Here is a 24,119-nt window from a genome sequence, read left to right as displayed (position 1 = left end):
CCACTCCTCTTTCCAGACATTTGTCCTATCATGCCCCCACTTTGGCCCCGGGTTGCTTATTCCTGCTGATGCGGAGGCTGGCTCGTATCGGTTTGCCGCATCGAGTCGCCCGTATCGCCCCCCGCCGGCCTCCGGCCCATCAGCCACCAAGGCGCGCGCACAAACGTATCTTTCCAGCTGGTCCACTTGAATGGCGAAAAAGGGCTCGTATAAGGGACCCCGAACGACCGCAAACCCGACAGATGGACGATCAGGAGCAAGTCGCAAGCCATAATGCCCAGAAAACCGAAAATTCCGGCAGCCAGCATCAGCAAAAACCGGATTAGCCGCGCGGCAATGGCGATGTTGACCTGCGGCGAAACGAAGTTGGAAATCGCCGTAAATGCTACGACAATAACCATGGCTGCAGATACAAGCCCGGCCTGAACCGCAGCTTGTCCAAGCACGAGAGCGCCTACGATCGAGATCGCCGGGCCTACGGCGCGCGGCAAGCGCACGCCCGCTTCCCGCAGCACCTCAAAGGTAAGCTCCATCAGGAACGCTTCCACGATCGCCGGGAACGGAACGCCTTCCCGCTGCGCCGCCAGACTGATCAGCAGCGTCGTCGGCAGCATTTCCTGATGATAGGTCGTAATGGCAATATATAGAGCGGGCAAATGCATGGAAACGATAAAAGCGACGATGCGGATCAGCCGTAAAAAGGTGGCGATATCGAACCGCTGGTAATAATCTTCCGGCGACTGGAAGAAGCGGAAGAACGTTACCGGCGCAAGCAGCACGAACGGAGAGCCGTCGACCAGGACGACGACTTGTCCTTCGAGCAGCCCTCCCGCCACCTCGTCCGGACGCTCGGTATTCATCAGCGTCGGGAAAGGGGTGAATGTTGCGTCCTGAATGAACTCCTCCACATAGCCGCTGTCCAGCACGCTGTCCAGATCGATCGTTTCGAGCCGCCGCCGCAGTTCCTCGACGATGCTCTCATTGGCGATACCGTCCATGTACATCATGCCGACAGCCGTATTCGTCTGCCTGCCGATCCGCCGGATCTCAAGCCGCAAACGCTCGGAACGGATCATCTTGCGGATCAATCCGACGTTGGTCATCAGATTTTCGTTGAAGCTGTTTTGCGGCCCCCGGATGACGGTTTGCGTGCTGGGCTCCCCTACCGGACGCTCATCTCCCCCGCCGATCGCTGCGGCCAGCACTTGGGGCACCCCTTCCGCCAGCAAAATACAGCTGCCGGAGAGCAGCCGCTCCAGCGTCCCCTCCAGCGTGCTCTCCATGCTGATCACGCTTGCCGAAACGACTCTGCTGCCCAGCCACTCCAGCAGCTCCGGGAGCGGCAGCGGCGGATCGGCCGCGGGAGCGCCCATCACCTTCTCGATGACCATCTCGTTCAAATCGCTGCTGCTCACAATCGCTTCAATGTAAATAATGGCCATTTCCGTATCGGGCGACGCGCCGCTGCGGAACAAGCGCAGCTGCACATCCGAGCTCTCCCCCAAAAGGGTGCGGATTGCATGCGCATTGGCGGCCAGCGAACGGCTGAGCGGCGTCGCTGCGGACGATTTCCCCCCGCGCCTGGCCGCGGCTTTGCCTTGCCGGCCGCCTTGCTTTATGCTTTGTCGGGAACTTGAAGTCAATGGCATTGGCGCACCTTCATTTCCAAGATTGTCCTTATTGTGCTCGTTAATCCATTTTTTATGTAATGGAAATTAGAAGGGGCGGCAATTGGCAGCTGAAAACCAGCAACGAAACCGCCACTAATCCGGCGCTGATCCGGCGCTGACGATGAACAGCACCTTGTAGCCCGTATATTGGAAAACCCAGCCGAGAACGATCGAGCCGAGCCCGATTCCGAGATCGAATGCGGTCATGAAGGAAGCGGTGGCAGCCCCTTCTGCCGTACCATCGCCGTATTCTTTCCGACACGCTCCAGCGATTTCCTGTATTATTTGTACAGGTAAAGTCTGGAAACCTTGATGCTTTTTTTGTTAGAATGGAAGAACCACCCACCGAAAATTAGAGAGGAGACGAAGTATTGAACGCATCACACCACAGCAAACTTGGCAGCAAAACGGCTTCATTTTTGTTAACGGCATCGCTTGCCGTCACGTTACTGTTTCCCGCCGCCGCCGGGGCGGAACGAGCTGACGGCGCACAGGCGCAGTCTGCGATCGTGAGGTTGACCGAGACCGGTATCATCGACGGCAAGACGGCCGGCATGTCCCCCGCTGACGCGCCGATTACGCGCGGACAAGCGGCGATTCTCATCAGCCGCGCTTTGAAGCTGGATATCCCCGCGGACGGGTCCGGATTCGCCGATGTGAGCGCCGATGATCCTGCGGCAGGCGCCGTGAACGCGCTGAAGCAGCACGGCATTATGAAGGGCGGCACCCGCGGATTTATGCCGGGCGAGGCGCTGACGAGCGAACAGATGGCTTCGTTGTTCGTCCGGGCTTTTGCGCTGTCCGACAACGGCATTCAGGCCCGTTATACCGATCAGGCTGCGATTGCCTCTTACCATCAAGCCGATGCGGTACGTTTGAAGCAGCATTTCATCGTGGAAGGAACCGCCTTCGAGCCGAAACATAAGGTTACATATGGCGAATTTGCGCTTGCGCTGTACCGCGCAGCCGGTCTCGACGTGCGTGATCCGGATGTTATCCCGCTCGAGGACTTCATCCGCCAGCCCGCACAGCTCGGGTTTCAAGTTTCTCCGGACGGGAAGCGGATGGCGTTTATGATGCCGTGGAACAACCGCTTGAACGTGTTCGTCAAAACGTTCGGCGAGCAGGAAGCGGTCCGCGTCACGAACGCAACCGAGCGCAACATTGCCGGCTTCGCCTGGGAGAACGACAGCAAGCTGATTTACGCAATGGATGACGGCGGAAACGAGAACTTCCGCATTTTCAGCATTAACACCGACGGAACCGGGAACAAGGACTTGACGCCGTACGTCAACACAACCGCGATGCTGATCGACCCGCTGGAAGAGAAGAAGGACGAAATATTGGTCGGGTTGAATAAGCGCGACCCGCGCATTTTTGACGTTTACCGGATCAATACCGAAACGGGAGCGGCACAGATGGTCGCTGAGAATCCGGGGAACATTACCGGCTGGCTGACCGATCATGACGGCAAAATCCGGGTAGCCGTCTCAAGCGACGGCAACGTATCGTCGCTTCTGTACCGGGAGACGGAGGACAAGCCGTTTCAGCCGCTGCTGACGACGGAACTCGGCGACACGTTTGTCCCGGTTATGTTCACGTACGACAATAAACAGCTCTATGCGGTTTCCAACATAGGCCGCGACAAAACCGCGATCGTTCAATACGATCCGGCTTCGAAACAGACGGTGAGCACGATATTCGAACACGCCGATGTCGACGTCACTTCCTTCATCCCGTCGAAAAAACAGCAAAAAATCGTTGCCGCGCTCTATGAAACGGAAAAAGTGCACTACCAGTTTTTCGATCCGGACACGAAGAAGCTGTATGAGACGATCGCAGGCAAAGTGCCCGGCAAGGACATCATCCTCCAATCGATGAACGAGCAAGGAAGAGTGATGTTCCTCGCCTACAATGACAAATCGATGGGCACCTATTACTTCTATGATTCCGGGAAGGATCTGCTGGAAAAAATCGCCGACACGGCGCCTTGGATCGACGAGAACAAAATGGCTGACATGAAGCCGATTACGTTTGAATCCAGGGACGGTTTGACGATTCACGGTTATTTGACGCTGCCGAAAGGCAAAGACCCGAAACATTTGCCGCTGGTCGTCAATCCGCACGGCGGACCGTGGGCCCGCGACTCATGGGGCTTCAACCCGGAAGTGCAGCTGCTTGCAAACCGCGGCTATGCGGTGCTGCAGGTTAATTTCCGCGGTTCGACCGGCTACGGCAAACAATTCCTTGACGCCGGCAACAAGCAATGGGGCAAGGCGATGCAGAACGACCTTACCGACGGCGTTCAGTGGCTGATCAAGGAAGGCGTCGCCGATCCGGACAAAGTCGCCATTTACGGCGCTTCCTACGGCGGCTATGCGGCGCTCGCCGGACTTGCCTTCACGCCGGATCTGTACGCGGCCGGCGTCAGCTATGTCGGCCCGTCCAACCTGTTCACCCTGCTCGATTCGCTGCCGCCTTATTGGGAGTCCGAACGAACGAAATTTTACGAGCGCATGGGCGATCCCGTGAAAGATAAAGCGCTGCTTGAGGAAGTATCGCCGCTATTTCACGCCGACCAGATCAAAGCGCCGCTCTTCGTCGTGCAGGGTGCAAACGATCCGCGCGTCAAGCAGGCGGAGTCGGACCAAATCGTCGCCGCACTGCAGAAACGGGGCGTTGAAGTGCCGTATATGCTGAAAGCGAACGAAGGGCACGGATTCGGCAATATCGAGAACCAGCTTGATTTTTACCGGTCACTGGAGAAGTTTCTGCATCGTCATCTGATGGAATAGAAACATGCTGCATGGTTTCAGGTGCAATCGCCAAACAGGGTTGAGGATTCGTCCTCGACCCTGTTTCTGGTTTTACGGAGAAAGAAGCCCTCTCTCATGCTGATCGCCTCTAAAGCCGCCGACTACCCGTTTGCCGGTCCCCGCCCTCATGATACAATTCAATTTGCAAAGGTTTGGAAAAAGTTTCAGGAAGGTGAATTATGGAAGATGTTCGAGTGCTCATAGCCGAGGATGAACGCCTTCTCTCAACATTCACATCTCAAAAAAGCTGTGTCTCTCAACTTTGCAAACTCGGAGAGAAAAAATTGCGTACCATTCTGCTTTGCCTCTGTCCTGTGCAATTTTATGTGCTGAATGTTCCTTCCAGTTCTTTATTGCTTCTAGTGATTCCCAGTAGGATACAGTGATTCCCAGTCCCTCGTCACGGGCACTTTCCACGCCTAAGAAGCCCTCTTGCTGATAAGCTAACTCAACCATTTTGTCCGCCATGATTCCGTAACCTCTGTCGCCTTCCGTCCTCTGAGAAGCAAAAATGACTGCATAATAAGGCGGTTCAGGAGTTTTTGCAATCCCGCTCATATGTAGTACCCTCCAATAAGTTCGAGTTTGATTCGTTCGTTGCCGCCAACAAAAGTGGTATGATTCTGCCTCTACATGCCTGCCGCTGCTTTAATCAGTTCTCTTTGCGTCATAATTAACTCTTTCAATCGTTCCGTTCCGAACGCGCCGTCTGTAAAGGCGTTCGCTTTCGGATAAAAGACCATACGGAAGGATGTCCCATCCTGAAGGTGAACACGCAGAAAAATGCCCGCTTCGGGCTTTATTTTCTTGTAGACCGCATCGAAACCGACATGCGACAACGGCAGCAATTCTTGAATAAATTCGTATGACGCTTCTTCACTGAAATCGCCGATCGGACTGCCGTCCTTGCCGCTTTCCAGACTCACTTTCTCCACTCTTCCGTTAATATCCAATAAATCACCCATCGTGGCCGCATTCGGATTATCCCTCACTTCATAGATCTTGTTGTCGGCTACGACACGGAACTCCGGCTTGTAACCTTTCATGGCGTAGATAACGGTACCGATCGGAAGGAATGCAGCATCTCCGTTCTTCTCCACATGATCCGTACAGGCATGTTCATTCAACATATAGGAGACTTCACCTACCTTGTCTCCGAGCTGCTCCGCCGTTACCTCCTTCGTTCCGTCGTAGTTGTGATCATACTTTATGTTATTGATCATCAGAAAATCGACCCAATCGATGATCGCCTTGCATGGTTCGGCCTTATTCCCGGAAACCGACTCCGGAGCATCCCCCTGAGAATACGGGTTCACTTCCCCTTGTTCCATCGCGCCACAGCCCGCCGCAGCCAGCATAATTAGAAGCACGAATAAAGTCTGACCCATCCGCTTCACCCATCTCATTGTCCATCACCTCAATCAGTACACGATTATGGGGATGTCAATGTTTCAGAAGATCGATTTGCCCTTTGCCCTTTAGCGTTACTGCCAGCAGAAACCTTAATGAATTGAATACGTTCCTTTTTGAACAACTTCATTTCGTATCCGGTATTTTTTTCTAATCTTTCTTTGTCACACTGACTTGAAAAGGGAGTGACTCGTCGGTAGTCTCCTTGTGTTTGATAGTTCCGTCCGCCGCATAACCCATAATATCGAACTTCGTACCTTGAGCTTTGTCAACAAAGACATAGAACAATCTAAAGTTTCGCTCCACTTCAATGAGCTCCGCCTGTTTCTCCAATCCCGTCATATAATCCTTGACCGTCATTCTGGTGATATCCGGATTAAGAACTACTCCGTAAAACATCGGAAATGGGGAACGGCCGTAACTACTGCCTTCCGTACTAAAGAAATACTCCGCATGGAATGTTTCCTTCCTCGCCTCCGTATCGCTAAGCCCCAGCGTAACATTAGATGCGCCGAAGCCACCTCCAAATCTCAAGTTCCAACCTTTCGACGTCTTCTTGACGTACTCAGCACCAATATTTATTCGGTCATTCGGCATATTCCGTATAAAAAACGCAACCTCCCCATCCGGGACGACATGCTCGTGTATCATCTAGGAGACAAATCCCGAACCCCGCTGCTTCTCAATGGCGGCGATCACAGTTGGGCTCGTATCGGTGCTGCTGTTTGCTAATTTTTTGATGAGAAATAGGTATCACCTGCACTCTAGTAGAACGATCCTGAAAAACGGTTACCATTACGGGTTGTTCTTGGATGCTAACGGAAGCAGTGGACGTTATTCAGCTCATGTTGTTCGATTTGAACATCTAACGGAAGTATCGGACCTTATTTCTGTTTTTCGGTCTGAAAATAGACTATTTTAAATCGATTAAGAGCTGTCAGTTCCGTTAGATATCCAAATGGGCTCATAAATGCAAAATAAGAGCACTGATTTCCGTTCGATCATCGGAAGGTTTTTCGGAGCGTTCTACTAGATAACTTTAGAGCTATCAAGCATCCAATTTATCTATAGGCATATTTTATCATATATTAAAATGTCTGGTATTTCATAAAAATGCCCGTTACACCAGCAATCAAAAAGGATCACCTGCTCCCCGGCAGCAGATGATCCCTGTTTTAAATAGCGTGATCTGTTTGTTTAGCTTTCTTGTTGAAATAACCCTCCTCCAATCACATTGGCGGATACCGGTTGAAGCCCGAGCACTCTTACCCATATGGATAGCTGACCCGTATGATGAATTTTATGAGCAATCACATGCCGCAAGATTTCACCTAGCCAATTGATCCCTAACCCTATAGACAATCTGCGTAGAGTTGGAAATGACTTTCACTCCACCGTGTGATCGATGCGCTCCTCGGGAACCTTCAAAGGAATGATCAGCCTGTGCTGGACGCTTCCGTCTTTGGCGCTGTGAATGAACAAGATTAACGTCATGTTGGCCTGCGAAGCTTGCTCATAGCTGACGTCGAAACGGAAACGGCCCCATGCGGGAGCGCCCTCATCGGCCATCTCGTGGCCTTCGGCCAAAATGGTGTGTCCGTCTTCCAACGTCCAGCTAAAAGCAGCTTCGAATACGCGGGCTTCGCCCTCGACCGTAAAGGTGGGGCCGGTTTCTGTCCCCGGCTGGGGTGAAAATAAGCGGAAGACTTCGTTTTCCGCCACAGGAATCGGGACAGGCTCGCCGGATCGGGCGTCAATCCGAACGGTGACGGGTTGGTCGACGGTTTCGTGATGGACAAGCTCCACGTTCCAGTACCCGTTCTCTGCATCGAGCGAGGCGCTCTTGACAGCCGATGCGGCGGTCGACCCGGTTTGCGATTGCAGGGCGGCTTGAACGGCTTCCGTTTGTCCGACCATGCCTTCAGGCACCTCTTGCGTATCTTCATGCACAATGATTTTGGCGGCAGCGGTCTGTGCCGGGTACGATTCTTCAACGGTCCCCGTATGCCATGCTTCCACTTGTGCGCCGACCGAAATATTGTCAAGCGGAACATGTTGGCCTTCGCTGTTTTGAACTACCGTCTGTTCGTTCACCGTGAACCAGAAGGCATCGATATAGGGGGCATCGTTTTTTTGGACGTAAGCTGTGATTAATAGGCGCGGTCCTTCTTTTCGAATGATACTGCCCTTGTCAAATACTTTGACCGCCGTTGTTTCCTCTTCGGATCCCTCATTTGCGGGGGAGTCCGCAGAACCGTTCCCCTGACCGCAAGATGCCAGCAGCGCCGCAATGCACATTAAAGCGAGAAAAAGAAACCCCTTCTGTTGTCGCATGCTTCTCAGCTCCTTTGAAAGTTAGACGCAGAAGGAGTCTCAAAAGTTACAATGCCGCTTCCGCTGCCGCGGCGCCCATAACGTCTAATCCCCCTTCATTTCTTTGGAGTATTCCCTCAGCAGCGTTGTCAACTCCGACGCATACTTTGTCAACTGCAGGCTTATCTCTGACCGCATAACCTCACGCGTCATGCCGAAACGTTCCTCGTATCCCCGGCAGTAATAACGATGATAGATAACCAAATCCGATTGCTCTTCGGTCAAGATTTTTATATTCCGTTTCTTGAGTTCGCGGCGCAGTCTGTACAAGTCTTTCGTGATCAGGTCCAGAATTTTCTGCCCGGCCATGAGATACAGACGCTTTAGGATATTCGTTGAGCACTCCACGTCCGCTATGCTCCTCTGAACCATCTTTTGCATGTGCGGCAGCAAAATATAGTCGCGTATCATGGTTCGTTCTTCGGTAGTCGTTATCTTGCCCTCATTGGAAGCATGCCGCTGCTCATACTGCTCAACATGTTCGGTCAATAACATCTTGGATTTCCAGCGTTCGTTTCCGTCAAGCTTACTCATTTATAGTGCCCCCCAATTTGCGCGGCTCTTTCCCGTGCGACGCCGGCTTCCAGCAGAGAAGAAGCGCGTATGATGGCGTCGCTCCCGTACCGGTCCTTGATTCGATCGATTACGCGCTCTTTCCGATAAGCGAGGGACCGGTCATCAAACAGGGTGAGCTGAATAACGCTGTCATCGGTCAGCCCAGATAAGGAGACGCATAGATTACTGAGAGGCAATCCATTCCAATGCTCGATAAATAACTTATGCGCAGCGGCAGCCACTTCATGGGTCAGAGAAGTCGGCTGCGGCATCGTTGTTTGCCGGCTAAACCACGACGAGCGTTCGCCATCGGTTTCCGCAGCGGAAACCGAAACAACCGAACCCATATAATTGTACCGTCTGGCCCGTTGGCACACCTCGACGACCAGCTCGAGCAGAACGACTTCAATGTCTTTAAGCACTCGGTACAGACGCCAGCGAAGAGCCTTGCCATGGCTGACGGATTTTAGCTGATGGCGTATTCCGGATACAACGGGACTTGGATCGATGCCCCGCGCAGTCTGCCAATAATATCCTGCCTGGATATCGCTTTGCTTCCCCATTTCGCGCCGCATCCGCCGCTTGAACTCACCGAATTCCATACGTGCGATATCACCGATGCAAGCCAGACCCATCCGGGTAAAATGGCGGGTCATCGCGGATGCCACCATGAACATATGGTGCACAGGAAGTTTCCACAACGTGGACTCCAGCTTCTCGAATGAAAGCTCAAATACTCCTTCCGGCATCTTTTTGGCATAGTTGTCCGTCGCCATTTTGGCAAGAATCTTCGTCGGGCCGATGCCAACCCTCGACCAGATGCCCGTTGATAGCAGGACATGATGTTGAATCTCCTTGGCCATTTCATAAGGAGATCCGAAATAAGTCAGCGAACCCGTAACATCCAAAAACTGCTCGTCAACACTGTAAGGCTCCACGAGATCCGTGTACGATTCAAAAATTTGGGTGATGAACAGCGACATTTGAATATAGGTTTGCATTCTAGGCCGGATAACAATCAGTTCCGGACATTTGGCCATCGCCTCTCCGACTCGTTCCGCTGTCGTGACGCCGCGGGATTTAGCGATCGGACATGCGGCCAGTACAATACCGTTCAGCCTTGCAGGGTCTCCCACAGCAACCGGCTTATCGCGATACTCCGGATGAGCCGCCTTCTCCACCGATGCATAAAAGGACTGGCCATCGATTAGAAAAATGTGTCTCGACATCGGCTAACCCTCCACTAAAATACCTAGTAATATTGGAATACGCGTTTTTTCAGGCATAATCTTTGACCGGCTTTATCGCTAAAATACGGGTTCGCAGAAACAAACGAGGGGAGCACGAGGTCAGACATTTCGCCTTAACGTAACGATGATTCGCAGCGTAGACATGAATGCGGCGTTGTGTAATTTGATCCCGCCCATCCTGATAAATGATCTCAATCGTCCTGCCGATGTATTTATTCACGTTTGCGATCATAATGCCCCCTCCGCTCGTTTGCTATTTGAGTACACGTAATGTTCTTAGACAAGACGGATCAACATTCGGGACCGGATCCAGCCGGCCATCGCCCTGCCTCCGGCATAAGGAACAGGCGGAAGCATAAAAAGACTGGCAGTCGGCAAGCATAATATGACGCGCTCCATTGAACCCTCTTCATAAAATGCGAATATTTGTTCTTATAGTATTATATACCGAACATATGTTTGTTATGCAAGAGAAAAAATCCTCCAATTGCTGGATGCAACTGGAGGACACACGGATCTACCGTTTTTGCCAGGCGGACTGCATCATGGAAATCCACTCCCGCGCCGCAAAGGAGAGATACTTGTCCTTTTTCCAAATCATGTACAAGCGCCATAAGACGGTCGGCTGAATCAACGGAACGATGCGGAATTTAGCCGGATCAAGACCGCGGCACACCCCGCCGGGCAGCAGCGCAATGCCGAATTTGGCCGCAACCAGCTGGATCATGAAATCCCACTGCGAGCTTTCAAACACGACGTCCGGCTCAAAGCCGGCTTGTCTGCATTGCTCCTGAATCAGATGGTGCAGCGTAAATTCATCCTTGAACATAATAAAGGACTCGTGCTCCAGCTCCCGCAGCTCGATGCTTCTATAGGACGACGCCCAGTGCCCGGGATGCACGACAAGGTGGAGTTGCTCTTCGATGCACGGCAGAAGATGGAACTTCTCCTCGTCGACAATCGGAAGAATGACAAGTCCGACATCCAGCTCCCCGTTGTCGACGCCGGCCTCGATCAGCTTGCCTCCGTGCTCCACCAGCTGCAGGCGGATTTGAGGGTATTTGCTGTGGAACCTTTCAATAATGGAAGGAAAAACATGTCCGCCGATCATCGGCGGTATTCCAAGGCGCAGCGTCCCTTTCTTCAGCTGGACGACATCGTCGAGCTCCGCCGTCATATTGTCAAGCGATTTTAAAATTTGCTGCGAGGACCGCAGAATCGTTTCCCCCGCATCGGTCAGTTCAATCTGCTTCGAGGAGCGGTCAAACAACGTAACGCCCAGCTCATCCTCAAGCATCCGGACCATTTTGGAAAGCGTGGGCTGGGTAATATGAAGGTGCTGAGCCGCTTTGGTGAAGCTGCGGTGCTTCGCGACCTCAATAAAATACGTTAATTGGCGGATATCCATGATTCGTTTCACCTGCTTCTGCAAGATGGCATGTATAGAGAAAAAGAATGAAAACTATTCGATATATGTATTTTACCTATATTTCAACCTCATGTACAATGAGAGCCATCTACAGAAAGAGGGTAATCTCATGATCGAACAAATGGAAACTTTGCTTGCCAAGCCGGCAAGCTCCTCATATACCATTAAAGCTTCTATTGTACTGCCGCCCGATACGAACCACCACGGTACGATTTTCGGCGGCAAGCTGATGGCCTACATTGACGATGTCGCGACGATTGCCGCTACGCGCCATGCCCGCCGTCCCGTCGTTACCGCATCCACCGACTCCGTCGATTTTCTGCATCCGGTCAAAAAAGGCGATGCCGTCTGCTTGTCCGCCTTCGTTACTTGGGCGCACAAGACGTCGATGGAAATCTTCGTCCGGGTTGTTACCGAAGATCTGCTGACCGGCGAACGGAAAGTATGCGCCACCTCGTTCCTGACCTTCGTCGCGCTGGGCGATGACGGCAGACCGACAGAGGTAGCGGCCGTCATTCCGGAAACGGTCGAGGAACAGCGTTTGTTTGAAACGGCTGCGGAACGGAAAGAAGCAAGAAGAATCAGAAGACAGGAAAGCAAGCTGTTCGCCGATTTTCTGGGCCCGGATTTCAGCATGAGCAAAACGAAAGTGATGCTGGATGCGAAACGCAGCGAACCGAAGCTTATTTCCGAGAGCAACGTGCATGTCCCGGCGGAACGGCGGCCGATGACCAAGGCCGAACTGAAACCGGCGCCCGTTTCCAGCGGCCAAAAATATGAAGCGGGCGGCGCGTCCCCGCAGACGCTGGAAGCTTATGCAAGTGCCTGGGGCACCGAGTGGTAAGCGCGGAGTAATGAATGCACGTAACCGATCATAAATGCAAGCAAAAAGCCAGCCGTTCCTTCTCGGAGCGGCTGGCTTTTTTTGTGCTGTCTGTGCCATCATTCGACGGACTGCTAATCGAAGCTCGGACGGGCTCCAGCGCCGACCGGCGCGCCCCCCGCCCCCGCTCCAAGCTGCTGCACAGCCATGACCGCCATCTCGATTTTGCTCAAGGCAAAGCCGTATTCATTCGTCATTTCGAACGATTCCGGCAGCGGCAGCGCGCGGAAATAAGGAAGCACCTCGGCGGCGGTGCCGAACCAGTCCCCCGGCTCCGGGGGATCTACAGGGCGGTCGGGCCAAGCCGATTCAAGCGGCGGGCTGTACAGCCGCTGCGCGCCCGCCTTCAATCTGCCGGCCTCGATCCGGCCGCTGTATGTCTTGCCCGGCAGTCCGCTGCGCACCGGCTCGAACAGCTCGGGCGCATAGTCCGCCCGCGAGCCGGTATGACGCACGCTGCGGACAAATCGCAGCACCCCGGCAGAAACGCCGGGCACGCCGAACAGCAGCGCGTACAGCCGCTTGCCGAACTCAATCCGTTCGCGCAAATTCGAGAAATTTTCCATCACAAGTCCGGCAAGCTGCGTCCTGCCATCCTCTTCTTTGCCGTAAGGAAACACGACCTGGTTCAGCTGCAGCAGCGCCTGCACGCCGAAAAACAGCGTGCCAAGCACTTTTTTCCGGTAGTAGGAATCACCGATAATACGATGCTCAATGTAATGCTGCTCGTTCACAATGAGCGCCACGGTAAGCGGCACTGCGTCCCCCGTCCGCGCAAACTGCTCCCATACGGGACGCATGAACGCCGAGACGCCGAATGCCGGCAGCAGATGGAACAAGCTCCTCTCCGCTTTCAGGCCGGCCTCATAAAGCAGCAGCTGCGGATAAGCGTCTTGAAAAATAAGCGCATTGGCACGCTCCAGCATGCCGAATACCGCTTTGCGCTTCCCGTTGTCAAGCAGCCGCGGCAGCCACTCGCCCTGCAGATCGGTCATGTTCCAGCCGCTGTTTCGGGACACCATATGCGCCAGCAGCGCCCAGTGCAGCTCCGGACGGCGCGCATACAGCTCCCGGTATGCTTCCGTACGCGTCACGTTATTGCGGTTATGGCGCACGATCTCCCCGCGAATCCGCTCGATGAGCGCGAGCTCTGCGGCGCCCCAGCCGGCGCCTGCGGGCGCATCCGCTATGCCCGGCGCCGCCCAAGGATGCTGCGGCACGGCGCCGCCGAGAGCGGCTCCGGCAGGCCAGCCGCCCCCGCCGGCGGGAGACGGCGCCGTTCCCGGCGAAAGCGCCGCCTCCGCGTCCGCCGGTTGAAGCGGCTTCGCGAAAGCGCCGGATTTCGCCGGCGGTTTGCCCTTGCCGCCCGGGAGGGGCGCGGCGCTTCCTCCGGCAGCTTTCATGGCTGCCGGGCTCTGTCCGCCCGCTCCCGGCAACACAAGCGCCTCCAGCTTGAGCCACCCGGCTTTCAGCTCCGAAACCGCCGGCGCGGTCAGCCGCAGCCGGGCCGCTTCGGAAGCAAGCTCCTGCGAAGCGGTGCGGCTGCGCCACCTCCCGACCACGTATGCGGCGATGGCGGCAGGAATGCGGAACAGCCCGGTCCACCACACGCGCTTCTTTTGTTTTTGGCCGAACCGTCGTATCATTTTCCCCGCTCCCGTCCCTTCTGCCGAGCCGCCAAACGCCGCTTTTTCAAAATAGTAGAAAGTATAACGCTCCACCGTTTCTTCTATATTTACCGCGAAACCTTTTGATCGCGATTAAGACAGCGACAGCCGTTTGATGCTTGAATGACTTTTTGTTGATGCTCTTAGCATCATTATAGTCGGCTCCGCAGCTTCCTAATCCTTTTTTCGCAGCGCTTGAAATGCCGAACCGGCGCTCCCAGACACGGAGGAAACATCGCCGGCCGAGTACGAAAAAGCTTTCCACATACGAAATCCTTCCCGTTCGATGTTGATCGCCGCATTATGGTCACGGTCATGCTCAGCGCCGCACATGGGACACATCCATTTGCGCAACTTTAAAACTTTTACATCCGGGTTTTGCTCACCGCATGCTGAGCATAACTGGCTTGAAGGGAATCTTTTGTTAATCGTAACGACGTTCCGGCCATGCCACGCGGCTTTGTATTCGATCATTTCAACGAATACGGACCACGCCGCGTCCGAAATCGACTTCGCGAGTATAGATACTTCGGATTGTCGATGGTTTCACCCGTGGAAAGGACGGCAAAGTGCTTCAGGCCCAGATCGATGCCGACGCTTTTCGTCTTGTCCACCCGCACATAGGGACAGTAGAGCATTTCGCATAAAACCGAAACAAAGTACTTGCCGCCCTTAGTTCCGGCGAACGGTGGCGGATAAGATGCGGCCTTCGATCTCGCGGGTCTTTGCAAATCGCACGAAACCGAGCTTTGGCAGTCGAATCCGGTCTCCTTCCACGCGAATGGCGTCGTTGTTGTTCTTGGTTGTATAACTCTGCCCGAACGCATACTTTCGCTTGAACTGCGGGTAATCGTTCTGTTTGGTGAAAAAGCGCTTAAATGCATCTTCGAGTGACTTTAGCGCGCTTTGAAGGGCGGTGGCATCCACTTCCCGCAACCACTCGAATCGCGATTCGCATTTCAGCAACGTAAGTTTCCGGGAACAAGCGGTGAAAGTTAATGTTTTCCGCTCGTTCTGATACACTTGGGTACGAAGGGAGAGAAAACGGTTATAGACGAACCGGGAGCATCCGAGAGTTTGATTGATGAGCGTTTGTTGTTCTCGATCGGGATAAATCCGAAACCGGAACGCTTTGTGCAAGAAGAGTCACCACCTTTCACGGGTAGTCACCCCTATAATAGAACATATGTTCGTATTTGTCGCGGGTGGGTCAGCCAATGTCGGACCACACCTGAAGCGGATTCATCCCGCCACCTACGCTTCGCTTAGAGCTTGGGGTCTTCTCCGTTACTTATGATAAAGGAAAAAGACGTGTGCGAGGAGAACAGAGTAAGGACAAAGGATGGCCGAATCAGTCAGAAAAGGAGTGAACCTCTTATGTGCGGACGCTATACGCTGCTCGTAACGCTGGAGGAACTGATGCTGAGGTATATGATCGACGGCACGATTATACCGCATCACCGGCCGCAGTATAATATCGCCCCCGGTCAGATGGTGCTGGCCGTCATTAGCGACGGCAGCCGCAACCGGCTTGGCGAGCTGAAATGGGGACTCATTCCCCCGTGGGTAGACGATCCGAAGATCGGCTCGAAAATGCTGAATGCGCGCGCCGAGACGGCAGCCGCCAAAGCGGCCTTTGCCGCTCCGCTCCGGCGCAAACGGTGTCTCATTCCTGCCGACGGGTTCTACGAATGGCAGAAGCGCGAAGACGGCAAGCAGCCGATGCGGATCGTGCTCCGCAGCCGCTCAGTGTTCAGTATGGCCGGCCTGTACGAAACATGGCTGTCTCCCGCGGGCGAAAAAATTTCCACCTGCACCGTCCTGACGACGAGGCCAAATGAGCTGATGGCACCGATCCACGACCGGATGCCCGTCATTTTGCGGCCGGAGGACGAGGCGCTGTGGCTCGACCGGAGCGTGCAGCGTCCGGAAGCGACCCGGCAGCTGCTTATTCCTTATCCGGCGGAGGAAATGGAGGCTTACGCCGTCTCCAAAGAGGTCGGCAGCGTGCGGAACGACTCTCCCGCCTGCATCGAAGCGTTAACCGAAGGGCCGCGGCCTTAAAGCGCGGGCCCTCTACACGCCGATGACAAAGGGCGACGTTAAATCGCGGATCGTTTTGACGACGCTCATCGCCACGATGTAGCCGGTCTTCGGATTGCGGGCCGACGGCGTGTTTTGAATTTGCAGCTTGATCTGCCCGAAATGTCCCTTCGCTTCGATCTCGTGCGTGTTGCGCGTAACGGTCGGATCCGCGTACACCTTGACTTTCGTGGCGTCCAGTCCCACTCCGGCCAAGCTGAGAGCCGCCGAAACGTTGACGCTTTCCGGAAACAACTTCGCCGCATCTCGCGCAACGCCTTCAAAAGCAAGGTAAGGCTCGGTTAAAGCCGCCAAATCGACCTGCTGTTCGACCAGCGTTCCGTACCAAGCCTTCGGCGGCTTCCGGGTGACGAGCGTCACTTCGTCGATCGGTCCGATGCTGCCGGCTGCAATCCTGTCTAACCCTCCGATCGCGGCGGAAGGAACGATCACTTTGCGTCCGCTCGCCTTTGCCGCCTCCAATATACGCGCAAGCAGCGCATCATCGGCAAACGCCCCGACGCTGACGATGATCAGATCGGCCCCCGACTGAAGCACCCGCTCGCCCCAGGCGGACACGGCATGATGACCCGCGCATTCCACCACGATGTCCAGCCCGCGGGAGAGGAAGTCGTCCGCATCCTCCGTCATGACGGACCGAAGATCGTCCCGGTCCCGGTACTTCGAAATATCCCGGACGAGAACCGCTGAAAGTACGGCGTCGCCCGCCTGGCCGCCACGCAGCGCTTCCGCCACATCCTCGCCAATCGTTCCATAACCAATCACGCCAACGTTGATCATAAGTCCTCCTCTATTGTGCCTTTATCTTTTTTCTATCATATCAGAAAATTCTAATTTGGTATACCATAAACCAAAATAGTATGCTATACTTGTATTAAATAAAAGGGAGGGGAAGCCTCATGCCATCGATTACGTATCAAAATTCCGGCAAGACGATCGAAGTTGACAAAGATGCGAACATCCTTAGAACGTCGATCCGCTATGAAGGTACCGTGCCTTACAAATGCGGCGGAGGATTGTGCGGCACCTGCCGCGTCCGCATCGTCGACGGTCATGACAATCTCAGCAGAGTGATGAAGAAGGAAATCGACCGTCTGGGCGCCGAACGGATTGAAGAAGGATACCGGCTGGCGTGCCAAACCTTTGTGACGGGAGACGTTACGATTGCCTGGGGCGAAGAAGACTTGGAGCGGCTGAACAAAATCGCCAAAAGAAGAATTAACGCTTCATCCTAATGACCGAAACAGACCCATCTCTCCTCTCCCTGCGCGCGAGCGGCAGCGCTGCGGCGGCTGTCCAAACCACATACGCAGCCAGGGCGCGGCGGCGCGGACATTGTGTCCGTGCCGTCTTTTCGTTTGTCCGCTTGCCGGCCCGATTGACCGGAGAATCGTCCAATGTCCCGATCGTTGTGCCGTATGCGGAGGCTTCCCGAACTTTGCCCGCAAAAAACAATGAAGGCGCATGCGGCTCATTCGCCGTGCGCCTTCGATCTTTCGTGCCGTTATGCTGAACGGACAACTTTGCTATCCTCGTCGATATTAAGTTCATAGATTTCCTTCACGATTTCTTCGGTGGTTTCGAATTTGGGGAACACTTTGATCGGAATGCTGTTATCCGGGAATACTTCGGAGCCGGCGGTGATGACGATTCTCGCGTCGGTCGTTTTAATTTTGCAAATCGTAAAGACCGTTTTCCTTTTGCCGAAGAAATAATACTCATACTCTTCGATCGTTTCCAGATGCGGGGAGTCGGTTACCGAACGATAGCGTTCCGTGGTGGACAACAAAATATACTGGCTCATATGAAACCCTCCTAAAGGTTTGGCCGGAGGCAAAACCACATCGTAAGCATAAGCTGTAAGTGTGGTGAAACCGCTTAAGCGGCTGCTGCGCCTCCCGGCACTTATTTAAAGAAAACGGTCAATTCCACCTCGACGGCCGCACCGCTCGGCAGTGAGCTGACGCCGATCGCCGACCTCGCATGCTTGCCGCGGTCGCCGAACACCTCGACCAGCAGGTCGGATGCGCCGTTTAATACAAAGGGCAGATCCTCGAAATCCGCATCGGCCTGAATGAACCCTTCCAGCTTCAAAATGCCGGCGACGCGGTCGAGCGTTCCAAGCGCCGAGCGAATCGCACTCAGCTGGTTCACCATGCAGAGCCTGGCCGCCTCGTAGCCTTCCTCCTTCGTCAGATCCTGTCCGACTTTGCCCTTATAGAGCAGTTTGCCGCCTGTCTTAGGCGTAACTCCGCTTAAATACAGCAAAGGTTCGAGCATCGTATACGGGACGTAGTTTCCGCTTGGCGTATTCGGTTCCGGTAACGGAATACGGAGCGTTTCAAGCTTCTGTTCGGCGCTGGGCGGCATGGATAACAAAGGATTCACCTCCTCATTTCCATCTGTTGTGCTTCACTGCATTGGCAATTGCCTGAGGAAAGCCGCGGCCAACCCGCTTTAAATCGCAGCGTGCGCCAATTCCCCCCGCAGACCAGGCTACTCCTGGCGAATTTCGAGATCTTCGTGAATATAAAGCTGGCAAGCCAAACGGTAGCCGTCGCTGAGCTTCTCGCCGAGCATTTTGTTTTCCTTCCAATTCGGCTCGGGAAGACTTTCCGCTCCCGAGAGAACCTTCACCATGCATTTCGTGCATTTTCCCATGCCGCAGCCATACTTCAGATGGCCAAATTTCTTGATTCCCGCAAGCACGACCAGATTGCTGTTCGCACCGACTTCCTGTTGATAGACTTGACCATTCTGATGCAAGGTTACATTAGGCATAAGAACCCTCCGTCCTTCCAAGAGTCGCCATGCCCGGACTAAAAGTCATGGACCCTATTCTTTATTCAGCGCCTCCAAATAGGCTTTTTTGGAATTTTCCAGATGAATGCGGGTAATGTATTCCGCCTGCTCCGCCTCCCTGCCCCGTACTGCTTTCGCTTGCTGCAGATGCTCCTCGGCCGCTTTTCTTTTCCGGCCGGGAAGCTCGTACCCCAGCTGTACAAAGGAGCGGATATAATCGGAAAGACCGTCCAGCATTTGTTTCAGACGCGGGCTTTGCGCCGCTTCGCAAATAATATCGTACGTTTCGAAATGAAAGCTGGTCGAAACTTCATCCGATTTGGAATGGGACAGTTCCTCTTCCATCTTCCGGATCAGGCGTTCCAATTGTTCAATGTGGGACTCGTTTGCATTTTGTGCCGCCAGCTTCACCGCAAGGCTTTCCAGCGAGGATAGAATCGTAAAAATTTCAATGACTTCCTCCGGGGAAAGCTTCGAAACGACGACTCCCTTGCGGGGAAGCGTCTTGACGAAACCTTGCGATTCGAGCCGGAACAGTGCTTCGCGAATCGGCGTACGGCTGACCTGCAGCTGGTCCGCCAGCTCGCGCTCGATAATGCGTTCGCCCGATTTGTAGATGCCTTGAACGATCGCCTGCTTGATGTAGTTGTATACTTTGTCGCGTATGGGACTGAGTTCTTCGCTTTTCCAAAGTTCGATTGTCTCCGGCATATGGTATACCCCCGATCCTATTTCTCTAAGTTTAAACGATCGTGATCTACCGTTCAACTTGCAATCGGGAATTTTCGCGCGCGGACCGTGTCGTCAAAAGATAACCTACTTCTTGATGTCCGCCTGCGTGATCACGTCGTATTCGGGACCGAGATGCTCGCTGAGCGCTTTGAGCGCCGCGACGCCGACAGCCGTATCCTGCTCGCCGTTGCCGCCACTGATGCCGATGCCGCCTACGACTTCGCCGTTTACGACAATCGGAAATCCGCCGACGAATATCGCGAACTTGCCGGGCATCATCACATGGATGCCGAATGCTTCGCCTGTTGTTGTCGCCGGGCCTCCCGGCTGGTTGAACAGATGCGTCGACCGTTTGTGGCCGCTGGCCGTAAACGCTTTGGCGATGGCGATTTCAGGGCCCGTGATCCGGGCTCCGTTCATCCGCTCCATCGCGATCACGTATCCGCCGTCGTCGACGATGCAGATCGTCTCGAGCGCCTTCACTTCGACCGCCGCCAGTTTGGCCGCTTCGATCATCACTTTCGCTTCTTCCAGTTCAATCCGTGTTACCGTCTTCATGCTAGACCTCCCGCCTTTAGCTTCGCTGCCTTATCATTTGATGTCGTCAATGCCTTGATAAACCGTTTTGATCTGGGTATAAAATTCGAGCGCTTCCCGGCCCGATTCCCGGTACGTTCCCGTACTGGACATCTTGACGCCTCCGAACGGCGCGTTGTATGCGTTGCCGGTCGTCGTCCGGTTGACCTTCACCATTCCGGACTCCATATGCTGAATAAAATATTGCATCCGGTTCACATCGGAGGTGCAAATCGAAGCGGACAGCCCGTATTCCACATCGTTGGCGATCCGAACCGCTTCCTTAAAGCTTGTAACGCGGATGACCGAGATAACCGGTCCGAAAATTTCTTCCTTCGCAATTCTCATCTCCGGCGTGACGCCGGTGAACACGGCGGGCCGCACATAATAGCCTTTATCGTACTCGCCGCCTGCGATTCTCTCGCCTCCATAAACAAGTTCGGCGCCTTCTTCTTGACCGATTGCGATATAAGACAGCACGTTTTCGAGCTGGCTCTCGTTCGCGAGCGGGCCGATCTCCGTTTCTTTCAACAGCCCGTTGCCGACGGCAAGCGACTTCGTCCGCTCGATCAGCTTCTCGACGAAGCGGTCGTGCACCTGGTCCATGACGATGACCCGGCTTGTGCCCGTGCACGCTTGACCCGTCAGCTCGAAGCCGCCCTTGACGGCCAGCTCGGCAGCCTGGTCAAGATCGGCGTCTTCCAGCACGACCAGCGGGTTCTTGCCGCCCAGCTCAAGCTGAATGCGGGTCGAAAGCCGGATCGAACGGTGAATGTGCTCGCCGGCGCCGGTGGAGCCGGTGAACGTAACCGCTTTGACGGCCGGGTGCGTCACGAGCGCGCTGCCGGTCTTCGACGCCGACCCGGTCACGAAATTGATGACGCCTGCCGGCAGTCCCGCCTCGTGCAGCGCCTGGACAAGACGCAGTGCGATCAAAGGGGTATCGGAAGCCGGCTTGAATACGACGGTGTTGCCGGTCGCAAGCGCAGGAGCGATTTTGCGGGCCGGGATGGAGAGAGGAAAATTCCAAGGGGTAATGACGGTGACGACGCCGAGCGGCTCTTTTCGTGTATAGACAAACGTCTTGGGATCGTCGGACGGCAGCGTGTCGCCGGTAACGTTAAGACCTTCCGAAGCGTAATAACGAAACGTTTGCGCGGATCGTTTCACTTCCATACGGGCGCTGGCAAGCGTCTTACCCTCCTCGCGCGTCAATTCCAGCGCGTACTGCTCGAGGCCCGCTTCCAGCAGATCGGCGGCCTTGTACAATATTTCCGCCCTTCGGCTCGGAGCGGTGGCGCGCCACGCCGGAAAAGCTTTCTCCGCCGCTTCGACCGCTCCTACGGCGTCCTCGTGGAGGGAAGCCTGAAAGCGGCCCACGATATCCGCCGTATCCGCAGGATTGCCGCTGTCGAACGTCTGCCCGCTTGCCGACTCGACCCACTCTCCGCCTATGAGGTTTTTGAATGTTGTTACAGCCGTATCGATCGCCATGCTAATCCCCTTTCTTCAGGCGCGGTGCTTGTACATAACGTTCCCGCAAGAGCGAGTCTTCTAGAACGTTATGTACAGCTTCCGCTGTGAGCTTATTCGTTTGTTACAAACTCGCGGGAAATCGCCGCGATGTACATTCTGCGCATTTTCGTCGCTTCTTCCACAATTTTAATGCAGCGCTGCTGTTCTTCAGCGGTTTTGGCATATTCGAGCACGATCTGGTAACCGCGTTCGCCGTGAATTTCATCGGAGACGATATGCAGATCGAAAAATTCGACTTCTTCATCGGTAAACCCGTATTTCTCACGGAGAGTCGGCGTTTGTCTGCGGTAGATGGCTGGCACCTGGGATTCCAGTCCGACAACGAGCGCCGCGGTGGCGAACAGGAAGTTTTCTTTAAACGCCATCCGGTAACACCACGACTGCAGACCGATCGTTTCCGGCAGCAGATGCTCCATCGATACGATCCGCTCACGCGTCGTGCCGCACGATTCGCCGAAACGGATCAGCAGGTCGGTGTGGCGGTCGCCGCCAAGCTCTTCTTCCCACATGTTTTGCAGCAGGAAGTCCCGGGCATCCTCATGCGGACAGTTGGCATAAATGTAAGCGAGATATTCGGCGAAAGGTCCGACATAAGCGTAATGCTGCTCAACCCATCTGGCGAAATGTTCTTTCTTCAAATCGCCGTTTGCCCACATCGTCGTAAAAGGCGCTTTGGCAACAGCGTTGCCTTCGATTGCCTGTTCCAATGCGCGGCGGAATTCTTCCTTGTTCATCAGTCGGGATTGCGTTGCAGTTGTCGTCATGCCAAAACTCTCCTCTCGAATTTGAAAAATACGGAATCTCTTGATCAGCAGATCAGCGGGGCAACAACATCAGTTGAATTGGTTTATGGTATATTGTATACCAAAATGAATATGACTCTATTATTCCCCAGCTCCGCCCATCTGTCAACTTATTTTTTTCAGAATAATGAGAAAAATCATTGACAGCCCCAAATAGGCGGCAGTATACGGCGCGTTCCAGTTGGAGACGGAGTACGGGCTGCGCTTGACCAGATTGGCCATCAGCCCGGCGGTCGCATTGTAGGGCCCCATCATAAATGCGCTGGAAGCTCCGGCCAGCATCGCAATTGCCGTCAAATTAACGGAAATGCCCAGCTTCTGAGGGTCGAGCGATTCGGCAACGAGCGCCAGTCCCACAGCCGGGTGCAGCCCTGCAAAGGCGAGCGCCAGCGGGATGAGCGGAATGAACAGCAAAAACAAATCGGAGCCGATCCATCCTTTCAAGTGCCCGAGCCACATATTGATGACTTCGCCGCCCCCCGTCGTTTTGATCGCCGTGATCATAAACCCCGCGCTTAAATAGACGAAAAACTGGTCCTGCATGTTCACAAGCTGCTGCGGCAGCCGCCTGCGCCCTTCCTTGAAGAACGAGCCGCCTTTCCCGATCAGCAGCGACCAGGCGAAGGCAAACGGGATGACAATTAACGATACGAGCAGCAGAAAGCTCAGGTGCGAATACCACTCGAGCAGCGCAATCAGCCCGTTGAACACGATGAGGGCGGCGACGATTTGCAGCGGATGACGCGGTTTATCGGCACCGCTCCTGCGGTCGTCGGCACCGGCCGATTCTTCCCGGGCTGCGGACAGCTCGGCGACAGCGGAGGGGTCAAGCTTCTTGATCCGGTGTCTGGCAATGAGCAAACCCATCACCCAATCCAAAGTGAGCCCGAGCAGGCTGAGCGGAACGACGATCGGCAGCAGGGATCCCCACTCCGCTCCCGTCATTTCGATCACAATGCCCATAATCGGAGCAACCGGCGACCAGATAATCGGCATCGCATAACCATGCGTAATCGCCCGGCTGACAAACCGTTCCTTTAACCGGATCGGGTAGAGGGCAAGCGAAGGCCCGATCATGCCGTACACCATCGGAAGCGCGGCCAAGTTCATAAACGAGCTGAGAATATAAGCGAGCGATGACGTAATCAGATACAGCACGCCCGAATAATGAACGCTTCGCTGGATCATCGAACGGAGCTTAACGGCATAACCGCCCAGCTCGATCGGCAGCGCAATGAGCGGGATAAGGGCGAACAGGCTAAGCACGTTCAGCATGCTGCCGAAGCTCAGCACGATAGCGGGTAAGGACGAATTGTCCCTGATCAGCATCACAAGGCCGAGTGCCAGAAACAGGCTGCCCAGAAACCGGACATACGGCTTGACGGCGGAAAAGACGGTCAAAACAATGAGCAGGCTCAGGACGGAAATGAGCCATTTCAACCACGGAGCCGAATAGACCGCGTCACTAAGGTAAGCGGCGATCGCGGCCGCAAACAGCAGCAGTTTGACCATAT

The 24,119-nt window shown here is 54.5% G+C and carries 23 protein-coding genes and 4 pseudogenes; 4 read left to right on the top strand and 23 right to left on the bottom strand.

Annotated features, from left to right (window positions below; translation table 11 throughout):
• Window positions 1–56: 56 nt before the first annotated feature.
• Both VN24_RS20370 and VN24_RS28290 read right to left on the bottom strand, forming a co-directional pair.
• The gene (locus VN24_RS20370) at window positions 57–1,643 is read right to left on the bottom strand and encodes a spore germination protein (RefSeq protein WP_238590738.1); all 1,587 of its coding nucleotides are present in this window, start codon (window positions 1,641–1,643) and stop codon (window positions 57–59) included.
• Window positions 1,644–1,763: 120 nt separating this feature from the next.
• A pseudogene (locus tag VN24_RS28290) lies at window positions 1,764–1,898 on the bottom strand (MFS transporter); the annotation flags it as partial.
• Window positions 1,899–2,041: 143 nt separating this feature from the next.
• Here VN24_RS28290 and VN24_RS20365 point away from each other — a divergent pair.
• Window positions 2,042–4,465 (top strand): S9 family peptidase, encoded by a 2,424-nt coding sequence (locus tag VN24_RS20365; protein WP_045671918.1) that lies wholly within the window; start codon window positions 2,042–2,044, stop codon window positions 4,463–4,465.
• A gap of 252 nt (window positions 4,466–4,717) precedes the next feature.
• On the opposite strand, the gene VN24_RS20360 is transcribed toward VN24_RS20365, so the two are convergent.
• The 9 genes and pseudogenes from VN24_RS20360 to VN24_RS20325 form a co-directional block, all read right to left on the bottom strand.
• Window positions 4,718–5,044, bottom strand: coding sequence for an antibiotic biosynthesis monooxygenase family protein (locus VN24_RS20360; protein ID WP_045671917.1), 327 nt, complete (start codon window positions 5,042–5,044; stop codon window positions 4,718–4,720).
• Between the two features lie 71 nt (window positions 5,045–5,115).
• Window positions 5,116–5,892, bottom strand: a complete 777-nt coding sequence (locus tag VN24_RS20355) for a hypothetical protein (protein ID WP_045671916.1) — start codon at window positions 5,890–5,892, stop codon at window positions 5,116–5,118.
• 154 nt (window positions 5,893–6,046) lie between these two features.
• Window positions 6,047–6,547 carry a hypothetical protein gene (locus VN24_RS20350; RefSeq protein WP_045671915.1) on the bottom strand — a complete coding sequence of 167 codons (501 nt, stop codon included), beginning with the start codon at window positions 6,545–6,547 and terminating at the stop codon, window positions 6,047–6,049.
• A 546-nt stretch (window positions 6,548–7,093) separates the two neighbouring features.
• Window positions 7,094–7,228 (bottom strand): annotated as a pseudogene (locus VN24_RS27090) (DinB family protein); the annotation flags it as partial.
• Between the two features lie 54 nt (window positions 7,229–7,282).
• On the bottom strand, window positions 7,283–8,230 hold the full coding sequence (locus VN24_RS26530) for a Gmad2 immunoglobulin-like domain-containing protein (protein WP_052703063.1): 948 nt from the start codon (window positions 8,228–8,230) through the stop codon (window positions 7,283–7,285).
• An 84-nt stretch (window positions 8,231–8,314) separates the two neighbouring features.
• Window positions 8,315–8,803, bottom strand: a complete 489-nt coding sequence (locus VN24_RS20340; RefSeq protein ID WP_045671914.1) for a YhjD family protein — start codon at window positions 8,801–8,803, stop codon at window positions 8,315–8,317.
• The gene (locus tag VN24_RS20335) at window positions 8,800–10,053 is read right to left on the bottom strand and encodes a DNA polymerase IV (protein WP_045671913.1); all 1,254 of its coding nucleotides are present in this window, start codon (window positions 10,051–10,053) and stop codon (window positions 8,800–8,802) included. The genes VN24_RS20340 and VN24_RS20335 overlap by 4 nt, the downstream gene beginning before the upstream one ends.
• 49 nt (window positions 10,054–10,102) lie before the next feature.
• Complete coding sequence (locus VN24_RS20330) at window positions 10,103–10,306, bottom strand: hypothetical protein (RefSeq protein WP_045671912.1); 204 nt, start codon at window positions 10,304–10,306, stop codon at window positions 10,103–10,105.
• Between the two features lie 285 nt (window positions 10,307–10,591).
• The gene (locus tag VN24_RS20325) at window positions 10,592–11,482 is read right to left on the bottom strand and encodes a LysR family transcriptional regulator (protein WP_045671911.1); all 891 of its coding nucleotides are present in this window, start codon (window positions 11,480–11,482) and stop codon (window positions 10,592–10,594) included.
• A gap of 130 nt (window positions 11,483–11,612) precedes the next feature.
• Here VN24_RS20325 and VN24_RS20320 point away from each other — a divergent pair.
• Window positions 11,613–12,131, top strand: a pseudogene (locus tag VN24_RS20320) (acyl-CoA thioesterase); the annotation flags it as partial.
• 329 nt (window positions 12,132–12,460) lie between these two features.
• Here VN24_RS20320 and VN24_RS20315 read toward each other — a convergent pair.
• Entirely contained in the window at window positions 12,461–14,107 is a 1,647-nt protein-coding gene (locus tag VN24_RS20315) for a DUF2515 domain-containing protein (RefSeq protein WP_052703062.1), read from the bottom strand.
• Window positions 14,108–14,227: 120 nt separating this feature from the next.
• A pseudogene (locus VN24_RS27085) lies at window positions 14,228–15,193 on the bottom strand (RNA-guided endonuclease TnpB family protein).
• A 237-nt stretch (window positions 15,194–15,430) separates the two neighbouring features.
• On the opposite strand from VN24_RS27085, the gene VN24_RS20305 reads away from it, so the two are divergent.
• The gene (locus tag VN24_RS20305) at window positions 15,431–16,117 is read left to right on the top strand and encodes an SOS response-associated peptidase (protein WP_045671910.1); all 687 of its coding nucleotides are present in this window, start codon (window positions 15,431–15,433) and stop codon (window positions 16,115–16,117) included.
• Window positions 16,118–16,129: 12 nt separating this feature from the next.
• Here VN24_RS20305 and nadX read toward each other — a convergent pair whose 3' ends face one another.
• A complete protein-coding gene (gene nadX / locus VN24_RS20300; protein WP_045671909.1) occupies window positions 16,130–16,936 on the bottom strand; it encodes an aspartate dehydrogenase in 807 nt (268 codons plus the stop codon).
• Window positions 16,937–17,055: 119 nt separating this feature from the next.
• On the opposite strand from nadX, the gene VN24_RS20295 reads away from it, so the two are divergent.
• Window positions 17,056–17,391 carry a 2Fe-2S iron-sulfur cluster-binding protein gene (locus tag VN24_RS20295; protein ID WP_045671908.1) on the top strand — a complete coding sequence of 112 codons (336 nt, stop codon included), beginning with the start codon at window positions 17,056–17,058 and terminating at the stop codon, window positions 17,389–17,391.
• Here VN24_RS20295 and VN24_RS20290 read toward each other — a convergent pair.
• The 9 genes from VN24_RS20290 to VN24_RS20250 form a co-directional block, all read right to left on the bottom strand.
• On the bottom strand, window positions 17,375–17,677 hold the full coding sequence (locus VN24_RS20290; RefSeq protein ID WP_045671907.1) for a hypothetical protein: 303 nt from the start codon (window positions 17,675–17,677) through the stop codon (window positions 17,375–17,377). The genes VN24_RS20295 and VN24_RS20290 overlap by 17 nt on opposite strands.
• On the bottom strand, window positions 17,661–17,960 hold the full coding sequence (locus VN24_RS20285; protein ID WP_045671906.1) for a hypothetical protein: 300 nt from the start codon (window positions 17,958–17,960) through the stop codon (window positions 17,661–17,663). Before VN24_RS20285 ends, VN24_RS20290 begins: the two co-directional genes overlap by 17 nt.
• A gap of 101 nt (window positions 17,961–18,061) precedes the next feature.
• Entirely contained in the window at window positions 18,062–18,526 is a 465-nt protein-coding gene (locus tag VN24_RS20280; protein WP_045673506.1) for a RidA family protein, read from the bottom strand.
• A 126-nt stretch (window positions 18,527–18,652) separates the two neighbouring features.
• Window positions 18,653–18,937, bottom strand: a complete 285-nt coding sequence (locus VN24_RS20275; protein ID WP_045671905.1) for a 2Fe-2S iron-sulfur cluster-binding protein — start codon at window positions 18,935–18,937, stop codon at window positions 18,653–18,655.
• A gap of 54 nt (window positions 18,938–18,991) precedes the next feature.
• Window positions 18,992–19,669 carry a GntR family transcriptional regulator gene (locus VN24_RS20270; RefSeq protein ID WP_045671904.1) on the bottom strand — a complete coding sequence of 226 codons (678 nt, stop codon included), beginning with the start codon at window positions 19,667–19,669 and terminating at the stop codon, window positions 18,992–18,994.
• 105 nt (window positions 19,670–19,774) lie between these two features.
• Window positions 19,775–20,248 (bottom strand): GlcG/HbpS family heme-binding protein, encoded by a 474-nt coding sequence (locus VN24_RS20265; protein WP_045671903.1) that lies wholly within the window; start codon window positions 20,246–20,248, stop codon window positions 19,775–19,777.
• A 33-nt stretch (window positions 20,249–20,281) separates the two neighbouring features.
• On the bottom strand, window positions 20,282–21,760 hold the full coding sequence (locus VN24_RS20260) for an aldehyde dehydrogenase family protein (RefSeq protein WP_045671902.1): 1,479 nt from the start codon (window positions 21,758–21,760) through the stop codon (window positions 20,282–20,284).
• 92 nt (window positions 21,761–21,852) lie between these two features.
• Window positions 21,853–22,566 (bottom strand): iron-containing redox enzyme family protein, encoded by a 714-nt coding sequence (locus VN24_RS20255; protein WP_045671901.1) that lies wholly within the window; start codon window positions 22,564–22,566, stop codon window positions 21,853–21,855.
• 144 nt (window positions 22,567–22,710) lie between these two features.
• Window positions 22,711–24,117: a hypothetical protein gene (locus tag VN24_RS20250; protein WP_052703060.1), complete on the bottom strand. Its 1,407-nt coding sequence runs from the start codon at window positions 24,115–24,117 to the stop codon at window positions 22,711–22,713.
• Between the last annotated feature and the right edge of the window lie 2 nt (window positions 24,118–24,119).

Origin of the sequence: Paenibacillus beijingensis (assembly GCF_000961095.1) — a bacterium.
Lineage (GTDB): Bacteria > Bacillota > Bacilli > Paenibacillales > Paenibacillaceae > Paenibacillus_O > Paenibacillus_O beijingensis.
This window is presented reverse-complemented; position numbering and strand designations above follow the sequence as displayed.

Coding starts and splice junctions, on each gene's coding strand:
- VN24_RS20360 (WP_045671917.1), bottom strand. CDS start 5,044: ATGAGCGGGATTGCAAAAACTCCTGAACCGCCTTATTATGCAGTCATT.
- VN24_RS20355 (WP_045671916.1), bottom strand. CDS start 5,892: ATGAGATGGGTGAAGCGGATGGGTCAGACTTTATTCGTGCTTCTAATT.
- VN24_RS20350 (WP_045671915.1), bottom strand. CDS start 6,547: ATGATACACGAGCATGTCGTCCCGGATGGGGAGGTTGCGTTTTTTATA.
- VN24_RS26530 (WP_052703063.1), bottom strand. CDS start 8,230: ATGCGACAACAGAAGGGGTTTCTTTTTCTCGCTTTAATGTGCATTGCG.
- VN24_RS20340 (WP_045671914.1), bottom strand. CDS start 8,803: ATGAGTAAGCTTGACGGAAACGAACGCTGGAAATCCAAGATGTTATTG.
- VN24_RS20335 (WP_045671913.1), bottom strand. CDS start 10,053: ATGTCGAGACACATTTTTCTAATCGATGGCCAGTCCTTTTATGCATCG.
- VN24_RS20330 (WP_045671912.1), bottom strand. CDS start 10,306: ATGATCGCAAACGTGAATAAATACATCGGCAGGACGATTGAGATCATT.
- VN24_RS20325 (WP_045671911.1), bottom strand. CDS start 11,482: ATGGATATCCGCCAATTAACGTATTTTATTGAGGTCGCGAAGCACCGC.
- VN24_RS20305 (WP_045671910.1), top strand. CDS start 15,431: ATGTGCGGACGCTATACGCTGCTCGTAACGCTGGAGGAACTGATGCTG.
- nadX (WP_045671909.1), bottom strand. CDS start 16,936: ATGATCAACGTTGGCGTGATTGGTTATGGAACGATTGGCGAGGATGTG.
- VN24_RS20295 (WP_045671908.1), top strand. CDS start 17,056: ATGCCATCGATTACGTATCAAAATTCCGGCAAGACGATCGAAGTTGAC.
- VN24_RS20285 (WP_045671906.1), bottom strand. CDS start 17,960: ATGAGCCAGTATATTTTGTTGTCCACCACGGAACGCTATCGTTCGGTA.
- VN24_RS20280 (WP_045673506.1), bottom strand. CDS start 18,526: ATGCCGCCCAGCGCCGAACAGAAGCTTGAAACGCTCCGTATTCCGTTA.
- VN24_RS20275 (WP_045671905.1), bottom strand. CDS start 18,937: ATGCCTAATGTAACCTTGCATCAGAATGGTCAAGTCTATCAACAGGAA.
- VN24_RS20270 (WP_045671904.1), bottom strand. CDS start 19,669: ATGCCGGAGACAATCGAACTTTGGAAAAGCGAAGAACTCAGTCCCATA.
- VN24_RS20265 (WP_045671903.1), bottom strand. CDS start 20,248: ATGAAGACGGTAACACGGATTGAACTGGAAGAAGCGAAAGTGATGATC.
- VN24_RS20260 (WP_045671902.1), bottom strand. CDS start 21,760: ATGGCGATCGATACGGCTGTAACAACATTCAAAAACCTCATAGGCGGA.
- VN24_RS20255 (WP_045671901.1), bottom strand. CDS start 22,566: ATGACGACAACTGCAACGCAATCCCGACTGATGAACAAGGAAGAATTC.
- VN24_RS20250 (WP_052703060.1), bottom strand. CDS start 24,117: ATGGTCAAACTGCTGCTGTTTGCGGCCGCGATCGCCGCTTACCTTAGT.